Source organism: Massilia cavernae (assembly GCF_003590855.1).
GTDB lineage: Bacteria > Pseudomonadota > Gammaproteobacteria > Burkholderiales > Burkholderiaceae_D > Telluria_A > Telluria_A cavernae.
Map to the genome: position 1 here is coordinate 18059 of NZ_QYUP01000118.1, position 13784 is coordinate 31842.

The 13784-nt window shown below is 65.2% G+C and carries 9 protein-coding genes; 3 read left to right on the forward strand and 6 right to left on the reverse strand.

Annotated features, from left to right (window positions below; all coding sequences use genetic code 11):
• Nucleotides 1-2: 2 nt before the first annotated feature.
• The 4 genes from D3872_RS13410 to polA form a co-directional block, all read right to left on the reverse strand.
• A complete protein-coding gene (locus tag D3872_RS13410; protein ID WP_119811239.1) occupies nucleotides 3-1295 on the reverse strand; it encodes a purine-cytosine permease family protein in 1293 nt (430 codons plus the stop codon).
• A 496-nt stretch (nucleotides 1296-1791) separates the two neighbouring features.
• Nucleotides 1792-2544, reverse strand: a complete 753-nt coding sequence (locus D3872_RS13420) for a ZIP family metal transporter (protein ID WP_370660966.1) — start codon at nucleotides 2542-2544, stop codon at nucleotides 1792-1794.
• Nucleotides 2545-2722: 178 nt separating this feature from the next.
• Nucleotides 2723-3937, reverse strand: coding sequence for a DUF4382 domain-containing protein (locus D3872_RS13425; protein WP_119811242.1), 1215 nt, complete (start codon nucleotides 3935-3937; stop codon nucleotides 2723-2725).
• Between the two features lie 173 nt (nucleotides 3938-4110).
• Nucleotides 4111-6855 (reverse strand): DNA polymerase I, encoded by a 2745-nt coding sequence (gene polA / locus D3872_RS13430; protein ID WP_119811243.1) that lies wholly within the window; start codon nucleotides 6853-6855, stop codon nucleotides 4111-4113.
• 193 nt (nucleotides 6856-7048) lie between these two features.
• On the opposite strand from polA, the gene D3872_RS13435 reads away from it, so the two are divergent.
• The 3 genes from D3872_RS13435 to D3872_RS13445 all read left to right on the forward strand — a co-directional run bounded on the left by D3872_RS13435 (nucleotide 7049) and on the right by D3872_RS13445 (nucleotide 9318).
• On the forward strand, nucleotides 7049-7507 hold the full coding sequence (locus tag D3872_RS13435) for a DUF2782 domain-containing protein (protein ID WP_119811316.1): 459 nt from the start codon (nucleotides 7049-7051) through the stop codon (nucleotides 7505-7507).
• A 73-nt stretch (nucleotides 7508-7580) separates the two neighbouring features.
• On the forward strand, nucleotides 7581-8543 hold the full coding sequence (locus tag D3872_RS13440; RefSeq protein WP_119811244.1) for a homoserine kinase: 963 nt from the start codon (nucleotides 7581-7583) through the stop codon (nucleotides 8541-8543).
• Nucleotides 8536-9318: a BPSS1780 family membrane protein gene (locus tag D3872_RS13445; RefSeq protein WP_119811245.1), complete on the forward strand. Its 783-nt coding sequence runs from the start codon at nucleotides 8536-8538 to the stop codon at nucleotides 9316-9318. The genes D3872_RS13440 and D3872_RS13445 overlap by 8 nt, the downstream gene beginning before the upstream one ends.
• A gap of 42 nt (nucleotides 9319-9360) precedes the next feature.
• Here the strand turns inward: D3872_RS13445 and D3872_RS13450 are convergent, their stop codons facing one another.
• Both D3872_RS13450 and D3872_RS13455 read right to left on the reverse strand, forming a co-directional pair.
• Nucleotides 9361-11667 (reverse strand): UvrD-helicase domain-containing protein, encoded by a 2307-nt coding sequence (locus tag D3872_RS13450; RefSeq protein WP_119811246.1) that lies wholly within the window; start codon nucleotides 11665-11667, stop codon nucleotides 9361-9363.
• Between the two features lie 96 nt (nucleotides 11668-11763).
• Nucleotides 11764-13755, reverse strand: coding sequence for a M56 family metallopeptidase (locus D3872_RS13455; protein ID WP_119811247.1), 1992 nt, complete (start codon nucleotides 13753-13755; stop codon nucleotides 11764-11766).
• Between the last annotated feature and the right edge of the window lie 29 nt (nucleotides 13756-13784).

Below are 13784 nucleotides of genomic sequence, written 5' to 3' on the forward strand. Positions count from 1 at the left end.
AGCTACTCCGGGATGGTGGATGCGGCCGGGCTGGCCGGGCGTCCCCGGGTACAGCGGTGCAGCAGTGGATAGATGATGGCCGCCGCCAGCATGGCGTCGACCGTTGGAATGGCGGTGATCTGGACACTGCCACTGGTGCCGCACCAGGCCAGCGCACAGGACAGCGCCCATGCCGACAGCGCGCTCCAGCGCCACGCCGGCAGCGCCGCGATCAGCTTGTCGTCGTAGCGCTGGCCGCGTAGCAGGAAGAAATCGATCAGATAGATGCTGGCGATGGGCGGAATGAAAACGCTCAGGCCGAAAAGGAATTGTTCGAAATGCCGCATCACGCCCGCCAACGCGAGCACGGTGCCGGCGACGCTGGCGCCCAGGGTCAGCACCCGGTCGCTGGGGCGGCTGACGGTAGCGAGGGTCAGCGTGGCGGAATAGAGATTGGCTGTGTTCGTGATCCAGTTGGAGAACAGCAGGATGAACAGGCCGGGCAGCACTACGCCGAAATGCGCCAGGTTCTCCGCGATGCCATTCTGGCCGGTCAGGATGGCCGGCAAGCCGCCCGCCATCAGCACTAGCGGGAAGCCGAAGGCGATCCCGGCACTGGCCGCCAGGCAGCCGCGCAGGCCATGGGCATAGCGGGTGACGTCCGGCATCAGCACAGGCATCATGATGACCATGCCGATGGTGCTGGAAACCGCCTGGACCATGCCGCCGCCCTGCCCCGCGTAATGCGCCAGCTGGCCGGGTTCGCCCGCGCCGAGCGCCAGCGCAAGAATGTACAGAACGAAGATCGCCATCACCGGCACGGAAAAGCCGGACAGGCGCTCCAGTCCGCGCATGCCCACCAGCGCTGCCAGCGTCATCAGCACACTGCCAGCGATGGCGCACAGCGCGGGACTAACGGCGAGATACCCGCGCAGCGAACTGCTGGCGGCCTGGCCGAAGGCATCGATGGTCACGGCGTAGAACCCCACCAGCGTCGCCGCGATGAGCAAATTGACCAGTTTCGCGCCATGGCGGCCGAAAGCGAAGTGCAGCACCATATAGGTGCTCAGGCGGCTGCGCGCCCCCACCAGGCCGGTGACGACGGAGATCAGCCCCAGCGCGCCGCACACTGCCAGGAAGATTCCCAGCGCCGCGCCGGTACCGACGCTCCGCGTGACTTCCGCGCCCAGCCAGAATACCGGCAAGGTGGTGCCGATGCCAAAGGTGATCAGCGCGATGCTCCAGGCCGAAGCCCGTTCGCTATCCGGCAGCGCGCGACGCGAATAATTGTCAAAATGCTCAGCTTCCTGGCTCATTCATGCATACCTGAACTAATAATGTATGCAGCCAGTCTACGGGACCAGCGTAGCCGGTTCAACATGGCCCAAGGGTAGATTGCGGCGCCGATCCCGCCATACCTACCCGGCCGAGTAGTATAGTGGATCCACAATTTGAGACAGTGACTACGGGGTAGTTTAAGCTGTCGTGAATTCGCGCAGACATATGGCTACAGGACGCCAGTCAGCGTCTATCGCAGTGGAATCGGCGTGGTGGCTGATCGTCGACAAGTACGGCAGTGCCGAGATGGCAGCGCTCGAAACCGCGTGACTGCGGCAGGCCCTGCGCGGCATTCGACGCGCCGGTCGTCACGCCGGCGTAATAACGCTTATCTTCCGCGTGGGCGTGCGTGCAGCTGATGGCCCCCCCGTATGAGTGAACCGCTGCGCCGACGAGGCGCAGCAGCAACTTCATCGTCGGGATCTGCGCGGCAAGGCGCATGTGCCAAAAGTCAGGTGGCGTGCCCGGACGCGATCAGTGCGCGCTGGTCAGGAACAGCACGATCAGCACGCCGGCCCCGATCAGCAGCACCTGCGGCACCGACTCGCGCACGGTCGCGCGGCGCTGCATCTGCGGCATCAGGTCGCTGACGGCGATGTACAGGAAACCGGACGACGCGAACACCAGCACATACGGAATCAGGCCGCTGGCCTGGTCGAGCGTGTAGTAGCCAATCAGCCCGCCCGCCACTGCCATCAGGCTGCACAGCAGGTTGAATACATAAGCGCGGGTGCGCGAGAAGCCGGCATTGAGCAACACGATGAAGTCGCCGATCTCCTGCGGGATCTCGTGGGCGATGATTGCCAGCGCCGTCACGAGGCCCAGTTCCGGGTTGGCGAAGAAGGCCGCCGCGATCAGGATGCCGTCGGTGAAGTTGTGCATGCCGTCGCCGACCAGGATCATCCAGCCCGATTTGCCTGCCTCGCGCGCGTCATGGCCGTGGGCGTGGTGGTGGCCGTCGCCTTCGTGGTGGTGCGAGTGGCGCAGGATGGCCAGCTTTTCAAGCATGAAGAAGGCCAGCAGGCCGCCCAGCAGGGTCGCGAACAGGCTGCGCGGATCGGCATTCGACTCGAACGCTTCCGGCAGCGCGTGCAGCAATGAGGTGGACAACATGATGCCGACCGAGAGGCTGACCATGCGTTCGACCATCTTCGCGAGCAGCGCAAACGAAAACACCGCCGCAGCGGTGATGCTCGCGACACCACCGATTGTGGTCGCGAGGAGGATGGAAATGAGGATCGGGTCGATTTTTTGGCCTCTTGTTCGATTGCGATACAGGCAAGCCCGGCATTGTACCGCCTCGGACGCAAAGCGGTTGTATCGCGCTACGGAAACGCCTCCCGCACGCGGGAGGCGTTTCAAGGCCGCGGCAAACGCCCCCGGCGGGGCGCGCTTCAGGCCGGCATCAAGGAACCAGCACGAAGTTGACGTTCGAGGCGTTCTGGGTTGCGATGTCGACCGCCTCGGCCTTCACCAGCGTGGTGTAGCCCGTCGCCGATGCGGATACCGAGTACTTGCCCACGCCCGGGGTTACCGTCGGCGCGGCGGCAAACACCAGCGGCAGCGTGCTGTTGTACACGGCATACTGCGGCGCCGTCACCGGCAGGTTGTTGATGCTGTAGGCGCCGGTCGCCAGGTCGGCGCCTGCATACTTCACGGTGACGGTCGGGCCGGCCGCGAAGGTCTGCTTCGCCGACACGTAGGCCGCCTCGCCGGTGGTGCTCACCGGCGTCATGGTCACGGTGCCCGCGATGCTGCCGTTCAGGCCTTCGGCCAAGGCGATCGGCGCGGCCGCGGTGCTCAGGGCGGTAGTACTCGTCGTGGTCGCGACAGGCACGGCGCCGACCACCGAAGCGGCGCGGCCATTCGCCGTGATCACGACATCGTAGTTGCCCGGCGCAAGGCGCGACAGGAAGAATTCACCGGTGGTCGCATTCGGCGCGGTGGAACTGACGATCACGCCATTCTGCTGCGCGCTGACGGTCACGCCGCTGGCCAGCAGCGCAGTGCTTACAAAGCCGCTGATGCCGTTGCTGGTGGTCGGCACGATCTTCACGACCGGCTTGAGCGCGTATTTGCCGTTGCCCTTGGTGAGCACCGATTTGCAGGCGTCGAAGTCCAGCACCACGTCGGTGCGTTGGCCGGATGCCACGTCGAACTGCCCGACCAGCTTGATGCCGCTCTGGACAGCGCTCGGGGTGTCGAGCGATTTTTCCGCGGTAGTACCGGTCGGGACCACGGAATTGGCGAGGCCGTTGCCGGTGTTCGCGTCCAGCACCAGGCGCATCTGGGTGTAGCGGCCGGCCGGGAGCGCCGTCGTGCCGAGCGCTTCGATCACGCCGTTGGTCAGGTTGAGCAGGTTGATCTTGCGCGGCGCGGACAGCGTGATGTCGCTCCATCCGCTCTCGCCCTCGCCTGCACTGCTGCTCTGGTGCACGCGCACTTTGGTGACCGTGACGTTGACGGCATCGAAGCCGCACGCGGGCGCGTCGGTAATGGAGACGCCGAGCGTACCCGGCACAGGAGTGCTGCCGGATCCACCGCCGCCACCGCAAGCGGCGAGGGTTGCTGCAAGGGCTGCGCCGGCGATCAGCTTAAGTCGATTGGTTTTCTGGTTCATGTGTGCCTCGTATAGTTTATAGGTCATAACGCGAACAGCTGAGCTGCACTGAAGACCGACTATACATTTCCACATAGTAATTTTGTGTGCACTAGTTCACATAGCAACACTCTCTTACAACTTCGTACTTACACCGTTGCATTTTTGGTACGATAGCCGGGACCTAGTGCGCCCTAGTGCGCCTGGTCCCAGTTGCTGCCGATGCCCACTTCCGCCAGCAGCGGCACGTCGAGCCTGGCCACGCCCGCCATCAGTTCCGGCAGCTTGACCTTGACGATTTCCAGCTCCGCTTCCGGCACTTCCAGCACCAGTTCATCGTGCACCTGCATGATCATCCTGGTCGCCATGCCGGTCGACTCCAGCCAGCCCTGCACCGCAATCATCGCCAGCTTGATCAGGTCCGCGGCAGTGCCCTGCATCGGCGCGTTGATCGCCGCGCGCTCGGCGCCCTGGCGGCGCGGGCCGTTCGGGGAGTTGATCTCGGGGAGCCACAGGCGGCGCCCGAATACCGTCTCGACGTAGCCGCGCGCCTTGGCCTGCATGCGCGTGTCGTCCATATACTGCTTCACGCCCGAGAAGCGCGCGAAGTACTTCTCGATGTAGCTCTGCGCAGCGGCGCGGTCCACGCCCAGGTTGCCGGCCAAGCCGAAGGCGCTCATGCCGTAGATCAGGCCGAAGTTGATCACCTTGGCGTAGCGGCGCTGTTCGGACTGCACCTCGGCTGGCGCCACGCCGAAGATTTCGGCGGCGGTGGCGCGGTGGATGTCCTCGCCTTCCGCGAACGCGCGCAGCATCGCCGCGTCGCCCGAGATGTGCGCCATGATGCGCAGTTCGATCTGCGAGTAGTCGGCCGAGACGATCACGCTGCCCGGCGGCGCGATGAAGGCTTCGCGGATGCGCCGCCCCTCCGCCGTGCGGATCGGGATGTTCTGCAGGTTAGGCTCGTTGGACGACAGGCGTCCCGTCACCGCCACTGCCTGCGCGTAGTTGGTGTGCACGCGGCCGGTTTCGCGGTTGACCATCTTCGGCAGCTTGTCGGTGTAGGTCGACTTCAGCTTCGACAGGCCGCGGTGCTCCAGCAGGATCTTCGGCAGCGGATAGTCCTCGGCCAGCTTCTGCAGCACTTCCTCGTCGGTCGACGGCGCGCCGCTCGGGGTCTTCTTGATGACCGGGAGCTGCAGCTTGCCGAAAAAGATCTCGCCGATCTGCTTCGGCGAACCGAGGTTGAACGGGCCGCCTGCCAGTTCGTGCGCTTTCTGTTCCAGCTCCATCAGGCGCGCGCCAAGTTCGTTCGACTGGGTGTCGAGCAGGGCAGCGTCGATCAGCACGCCGTTGCGCTCGATCTTCTGCAGCACTACCGAGGTCGGCAGCTCGATCTGGCGGTAGATGAAGTTCAGCTTCGGGTCGTTTTCGACGTGGCCCTTCATCGCATGGTGCAGGCGCAGCGTGATGTCCGAGTCTTCGCCCGCGTATTCGGTGGCGCGCGAAAGCTCGACCTGGTCGAAGCAGATCTGGCCCGCGCCCTTGCCGCACACTTCGGTGAACGGGATGGTGGTGTAGCCAAGGTGGCGCATCGCCAGGCCGTCCATGTCGTGCGGCTTGTGCGATTCGAACACGTAGGATTCCAGCAGCGTGTCGTGCACGATTCCGCGCAGGGTCACGCCGTGGTTGGCGAAGATGTGGCTGTCGTACTTGAGGTTCTGGCCCACCTTCGGCTTGTCCGGGCTTTCCAGCCAGGCGCGCATCTTTTCGAGCACAAGCTCGCGCGGCAGCTGCTCTGGCACGCCTGCGTAGCGGTGCGCCACCGGAATGTAGGCGCCGTGCCCCGGCTCGACGGAGAGCGAGATGCCGACCATCTGCGCCGTCATCGGGTCGAGCGAGGTGGTTTCGGTATCGACCGAGGTCAGTTCCGCCGCGTCGATCAGCGCCAGCCATTTGTCGAGCGCTTCTTCGGTCAGCACGGTTTCATAGTCGCCGCGGATGACCGGCACTACGGCGGCGCCGAACAGGTCGCCCTCCGGAGAATTGAGCACCAATGCGCTGGCGCCGGCGTCGACCGCGCCGCCGATTTCGCGCAGCAGCGTCTTGAAGCCGTAGCGCTGGAAGAAGTCGCGCAGCCCTTCCTTGTTTTCATCCTTGCCGACCAGCGTCTCGGAGATCGACACCATGTGCGCGGACAGGTCGCAATCGGTCTTGACGGTGATCAGGGTGCGGCCCTGGGGCAGCCACTCGAGCGCCTGGCGCAGGTTCTCGCCGACCGCGCCGGTGATCGTGTGCGCGTTCTCGATGACGGATTCCAGGCTGCCGTGCTGCGCCAGCCACTTGAGCGCGGTCTTCGGGCCGCACTTTGTCACTCCCGGGATGTTGTCGACCGTGTCGCCGATCAGGGTCAGGTAGTCGATGATGCGGTTCGGCGGCACGCCGAACTTGGCCAGCACGCCGGCTTCGTCCAGCTTTTCGTTGGTCATCGTGTTGATCAGCATGACCTTGTCGTTGACCAGTTGCGCCAGGTCCTTGTCGCCGGTCGAGACGATGGTGTTCATGCCCAGCTGCGAGGCCTGCACCGACAGCGTGCCGATCACGTCGTCCGCCTCGACGCCTTCGACCATCAAAATCGGCCAGCCCATGTGTTTCACCGCCTCGTGGATCGGCTCGATCTGCAGGCGCAGGTCGTCCGGCATGGATGCGCGGGTGGCCTTGTACTCCGGATACATGTCGTCGCGGAAAGTCTTGCCCTTGGCGTCGAACACGCAGGCGATGTACGCGGCCGGGTAATCCTGGCGCAGGCGGCGCAGCATGTTGACCATGCCGTGCATGGCGCCGGTCGGGTGGCCTTCGGGGCTGCGCAGGTCCGGCAGGGCGTGGAAAGCGCGATACAGGTAACTGGAACCGTCAACTAACAGCAGGGTATTTTGCATATGCCAAATCGAAGAGTGGGTGCCGGCACGGCGGGGTGCGCGGCGGACATCTGCCATTATCGCAGAATCGCGCATGGAGAAAACACAACAGCGTTCGCTGCCGTCCCTTGCATATGGGAGCGATTCCGCGCCCTTCACGGGAAAGCCTGCCTGTTTTTGTTACAATGGCCTCAACATATCCAAGGTGACCATCATGCTGCGTAAAACTGCAATCTGGAAACTGCTGGCCGCCGGCCTGATCGTGCAGTCGGGCGCCGTGCTGGCCCAGACGCCGCCGGCCCAGACGGCGCCAAGCCAGGCGCCGCCGAAACTCGAGCGCATCGAAGAAGGCAGCGACACGCCGATCACCATCACGCCAAGGCGCGAGCAACGCAACAAGATCGTCGAGAGGCGCGACGGCGGGCAGGTCAAGGAAGTCAAGGTCACGACCGGCGGCAGCACCTACACGATGAAGGGCGCCGGCCCTGCCACCGCCAGCACCAACAACAGCGAAGGCGCCGGCAGCACGCTGCGCCCGCCACAATGGCAGATCCTCGAATTCGACCTGAGCAAGAGAAAACAGAGCGAGCGCGAGGCCGAGGCAACTGCTGCGGCAGCCGCCGCGCCGCCGGCGCTAGTACCGCCGCCACCACCGCCACCCGCAGCGAAGTAAGCCTGCCCGCCCGGAAAACCGGGCCCAGGCGCACGCCGTTACCGACTTACTCTTCTACTTTTTCGCATTCACAATGGCAGTTTTTACCGCGGTCGGGCTGGGTGACCTCACCCAGTGGATCAAGCAGTTCCCTCTCGGCAATGCCGTCGCGCTCAAAGGCATCGCGTCCGGCATCGAAAACAGCAATTTCTTCCTGACGACGGAGCGCGGCGAGTACGTGCTCACGATCTTCGAGAACCTGGGTTTCGACCAGCTGCCGTTCTACCTCAAGCTGATGCGCCACCTGGCCGAGCGCGGCATTCCCGTGCCGGCGCCTGTCGCCAACGACCAGGGCGAGCTGGTGGTGGCCTTGCACGGCAAGCCGGCATCCATCGTCAGCAAGCTCGAAGGCAGCTCGCAGATGGCGCCCCAGCCGGCGCACTGTGCCGCGGTCGGCGCCATGCTGGCCAGGATGCACCTGGCCGGCCGCGACTTCCCGATGGAGCAGCCCAACCTGCGCGGGCTCGGCTGGTGGAACGAGACCACGCCCAAGGTCCTGCCCTTCCTGACTGCCGCCAACGACCACCTGCTGCGCGCCGAGATGCACTTCCAGGAGGCCTTCGCCGGCAGTGCGCACTACTGCGCTTTGCCGCATGGGCCAGTGCATGCGGACCTGTTCCGCAATAACGTGATGTTCGTCGGTACCCGGCTGACCGGTTTCTTCGATTTCTATTTCGCCGGCTGCGACACCTGGCTGTTCGACGTGGCGGTGACGCTCAACGACTGGTGCATCGACCTCGACACCGGCGTCATCGACCAGGCACGTGCGCGCGCCATGCTCGACGCCTACCATGCAGAGCGTCCGTTCACCGAGGACGAACGCGCCTCATGGCAGCAGATGCTGCGCGCCGCCGCGCTGCGCTTCTGGCTGTCGCGCCTGTACGACCTGCACCTGCCGCGCGAAGCCGAGCTGCTGACGCCGCACGACCCATCGCACTTCGAACGCATCCTGCGCGAACGCATCGCCACGCCTGCGCCGGAGCTGTTCCATGGATAAGCTGGTGGCGCGCGAAGGATGGGAATGGGTCAAGCGCGGTTTCGGCCTGTTCCGCAAGCAGCCGCTGGGGCTTGCGTCGCTGTTCTTCGGTTACCTGCTGCTGACTTTCTGGCTGGGCCTCGTGCCGCTGGTGGGCAAGCTGCTGTCGTACATGCTGGTGCCGTTTTTCACGGTGGCGTTCATGCAGGGCTGCGCCAATGCGGAACAGGGCAAGCCGGTGCGTCCGGCGCTGCTGCTGACGGGCTTTCGCTCGCCCGCCTTGCCGTCGCTGTTGAAGCTTGGGGTGGTGTACCTGGCAATGGCCGTGGTGGCGATTTCGGCGTCGACGCTGATCGACGGCGGCATGCTGGTGCAGGTGCTGCTGCGCCAGGTGGAACCCGATTCGCCCGAAGCGAAGGCATCATCGCTTGGCCCGGCGATCCTGTTCACAGGTTTCACCCAGCTGATCGGCTTCGTGATGCTGGCGTTTAGCGGGCCGCTGATCCACTGGAAGCGGATGCCGGCCGGGAAGGCAGTGTTCTACAGCGTGTTCGGGATCATCAACGCGACCAAGCCGTTCATGGTGTTCGCGCTGGCGTGGTTCGGCATCAGCGCGCTCATCTCGCAACTGCTGTTCTTCATCTTCGGCGGGAGTACGGCGTGGCAGGCGGTGCTGGTGCCGATGTCGCTGCTGTATACGATTACGGCGTTTTGTTCGTTCTTTGCGATTTATTGCAGGCTGTTTGGGGCGCCGGTGGTTGAGGCGGTCAAGCAGGCGCCGGCCAACGAGGCCTGAGTTAAGGGCCTCGAAGAGCCAGCATGGGATGCTGGACTACCCTCAGCGTCCCACCTTCTCCAGCTTCGCAATCGACAGATCCAGCACCTTCATCCCCGCGCGCCCGAAATTGATCTGCGCGCGCGCATTGGTCCCGCTTCCCTCGATATTCACGATCACGCCTTCACCGAACTTGGCGTGCGCTACCGACTCGCCAATACGCCAGCCCGGACCAGTGCTGGACTTCTGCGTGATCTGCTGCGCGATCTTGTTGTCCGATCCGCCGTTGAACGACGCATCGTCCCACGCCGTCTTCCGGTTCGGTGACCAGTGCGACTGCACGCGCGGCGACAGCCACTTCAGCGCCTCCTCGGGCAGCTCATCGAAGAAGCGCGACTTCATGTTGTAGCGGGTCTGGCCGTGCAGCATGCGGGTCTGCGTGAAGCTCATGTACAGCCGGCGCCGCGCGCGCGTGACCGCCACGTACATCAGGCGCCGCTCCTCATCCACGCCGTCCATCTCGCGCGAACTGCTCTCGTGCGGGAACAGGCCCTCTTCCAGCCCGGTGATGAACACCGCGTCGAACTCCAGGCCCTTGGCGGAGTGCACCGTCATTAGTTGCAGCGCGTCCTGTCCGGCCTGCGCCTGCGCATCGCCCGCTTCCAGCGAGGCATGCGACAGGAAGGCCGACAGCGGCGACATGACGGTCGACAGCGGCGCATCGGCGTCGAGGACCTCGATGCCGTCCTGGTAGATCACGGCTTCGCCCGACGACGCCTGCGCCTGCGGCCCGAGGTGCGCGGGCGCAGCCTGGCCGAAGCCCTCTTCCTGCACGAACTGGGTGGCAGCGTTGACCATCTGCTCCAGGTTTTCGATGCGGTCGGCGCCTTCCTTCTCGCCCTTGTAATACGTGATCAGGCCGCTGACGTCGAGCACGATGCGCACCATCTCAGGCAGCGACAGCTGCTGCGTCTCGAAGCGCGCGCCCTCGATCAGGCGCACGAAGCCGCTCAGCGAGGTACCGCCCTTCCCCGCCACGTAAGGCACCGCCGCGTACAGCGAAATGCCGTACTGCTCCGCCGCCATCTGCAACGCCTCAATGGTGCGCATGCCGATGCCGCGCGTCGGGAAGTTCACCACGCGCAGGAAGGCCGAATCGTTGTGCGGGTTGTCCATCAGCTGAAGGTAGGCGATCGCGTGCTTTACCTCGGCGCGCTGGAAGTAGCGCTGGCCGCCGTACACGGTGTACGGCAGGCCGGCCGCGAACAGCGCGTGTTCGATCACGCGCGACTGCGCGTTGGAGCGGTACAGGATTGCGATGTCGCTGCGCGCCGCGCCTTCGGCCATCAGGCTCTTGGCTTCCTCAATGATCCACTGCGCTTCTTCCAAGTCGGATGAAGCTTCGTAGATGCGAACCGGCTCGCCGTGGCCGGCGTCGGTGCGCAGGTTTTTTCCGAGGCGTTTGCTGTTGTACGAAATAAGCTGGTTGGCGCTGTCGAGGATGTGGCCGTGCGAGCGGTAGTTCTGCTCGAGCTTGATCAGGTTCTCGACCTGGAACTCGCGCTCGAACGCACTCATGTTGCCGACGTTCGCGCCGCGGAATGCGTAGATGCTCTGGTCATCGTCGCCCACCGCGAACAGCGCGCCGCCATGGCGTTCGCCGTGCCCGGCCAACAGCTTCAGCAGCTTGTACTGCAGGTCGTTCGTATCCTGGAACTCGTCGACCAGGATATGGCGGAAGCGCGCCTGGTAGTGCTCGCGCAGCGGCTGGTTGCGCGACAGGAGTTCGTAGCAGCGCAGCAGCAGCTCGGCGAAATCGACCACGCCCTCGCGCTGGCACTGGTTGTCATAGAGCTTATACAGCTCCACCATCTTGCGCTCGATCGGGTCGTAGGCCTCGACCTGGTTGGCGCGCAGCCCGTTGTCCTTCGCGTTATTGATGAAGTACATCAGGTTCTTGGCCGGGTACTTCTCGTCGTCGACGTTGTTCGCCTTGAGCAGGCGCTTGATCATCGACAGCTGGTCCTGCGAATCGAGGATCTGGAAGGTCTGCGGCAGCGCGGCGTCGCGGTAATGGGTGCGCAGCAGGCGGTTGGACAGGCCGTGGAAGGTGCCGACCCACATGCCGCGGGTGCTCATCGGCAGCATCGCCGACAGGCGCGTGAGCATCTCCTTGGCCGCCTTGTTGGTAAAGGTAACAGCCATGATCCCGGCCGGCGATACCTGGCCGGACTGGATCAGCCACGCGATGCGGGTGGTCAGCACGCGTGTTTTGCCCGAGCCTGCACCAGCCAGGATCAGGGCGCTCTGCTGCGGCAGGGTGACGGCGGCGAGTTGTTCGGGATTGAGATTGTGGAGGAGATTTTGCATCCCGTGATTATACCGGCGGGGTGCTGCCGCGATGGGCGAATCCACACCCGTCCCGCGTTGGCAAACTGGCCATGCCGGCGCGGGACGGGACGGGTGTCAGCTCGCGCCGGCAGCTGGCGCTGGCTGCGCCAGGCCTTTGCTGCGGGCCTCGTCGATCAGGCCGCGCATCACTTTGCTGGCGGCCTCGCTTTCACGCTCGATCTGCTTGCCCAGCACGCCCATCTTCTTGCCGAGGGCATCCATCGGCTTGCCGGCCCGCTCCATCTTGGCGCCGACCGCTTCCATCGGTTTCGCGGCGCGGTCGATGGCGCGCACCTGCTCGCCGAGGCTCTTTGCCTGCTGGTCCATCTGGCGCGACATTGTGTCCATGTCGCGCGCCAGCTTGTCCATTTCACGCGACAGGACGTCGTGCTGGGCCGGCGTGGCGTCTTCCATGCGGCGGCCCACCTTCTCCATTTCGCGTCCCAGCTTCTCCTGCTCGCGGCCGAGCGCTTCCATCTTGCGTTCGATCTCGCGGGTGGCGGCGGTCGGCCCGGTGCCGCGGCTGGCGGCTTCCATTTCGCGGCCCAGGGCTTCCATCACCTTGCCATGCTTGTCCATCTCCTTGCCGTACACGTCCATCTCCTTGCCGAGGCGGTCGACCGGAGCCCAGGCCTGGTTGGCGCGCGCCACCAGCGCAGGGTCCTGCACAATGAACGCCTTGCCGTTCTTGTCGCGGAACCAGAGGAAGTCGCCTTTCACGGCGCGCTTGGCGGCTTCCAGGTTGCGGAAGTCGTCGCTGTGGCCATTCATCATGCTGCCGCCACGCTCGTCGCCGCGCACCAGCGCATACGAGGTACCGCCGTGGCCTTTGCTGACGTTCCATCCGCGCTCCGGAGGCGCCGGGGGCGACGGCGGAGATGGAGGCGATGGCGGGGATGGAGGCGACGGCGGCATGCTGTCGGCCGGGATCGCGGGGATGGCCGGCGTCGCGGGCCGGGCCGGCGATCCCGGAATGGCCGTGCGCGCGGCCGGGGCAGCATGCGGCGGATCGGCGGGGTGCGCGGGATGGGCAGGCGGTGGCGGCGGGGCCGGCGGCGCGGGCACGGTCTGGGCGTGGGCGTAGAAGCCGGCGCAGGCCGCGGCGAGGCCGAGGGCGGGCAGCACCATCTTCCATTTGAACGGTTCGGTATCCGGGCGTACCAGGCGTTTGATGCGGTTCATAAGGTTTCCTCCGTGTGCCGCATGGGCGAGTTGGGCGGTGGTGAGCTGGAACTGGTCAAGCTCGGACAATGCAAGTGCCAGGCGCCGCGGTTCGCCGAGCATGCTTGCGGCTAAATCATCTGCAATCTGTTCGCGTTCGATCCGGATGCGGTTCGACAGCCACCACACGGTGGGGTGGTAGAACAGCACGATCTCGATAGCGCCCTGGACCAGGTTGACCAGGTAATCGTGGCGCTTGATGTGGGCCAGTTCGTGCGCGACCAGCGCTTCGAGCAGTTCATGCGGCATGCCGGACAACAGCAACGCCGGCAGAAGCACGACCGGGCGCCACCAGCCTGCTGTTACCGGCCCCGAGAGCTCGTCGACGATGCCCAGCGCGACCGGGCGGCCGATGCCGAAGCGTTTCGCCATGCGCGATACGCGCGCCTGCCAGGCGGAATCGGGTCGATGCCGGCCGGCGTTGGTAAGGCGGCGCACCCACGCCAGTCCGAACGCCATGCGCAGCGCCAGCACGGCGGCGCCGCAGGACCAGAACAGGATCACCAGCGGCAGGCGGCTTTGCAGCGACTGCTCCCAGCTCGCCAGGCGGCCGGCGACGAGGGTCGCGGTTTCGTGAGGGGCCGCTGCGGATGCACCCGGCATCTCGACAGCGGAAATCGGCAGGAGGGTTGACGTCAGCGACTGCGCCTCGGCGATGCGCTGCACCACTCCGGCCAGCGGCAGCGCGGCGCACAGCAGCAGCGCGGCACAGGCGACCGCGTAGCGCGCTTGCGGGGTCGACTTGCGCATGGCTGCCAGCGCCAGCGCCGCGCCCCAGCCGACCAGCAGGCCTTGCCAAACGAAGTCGAGCAGCGCCCACGCGAGGGCCGGCAGCAGCGCGCTCATCGCGCATCTCCGGTGGTTGGCAAACGGAA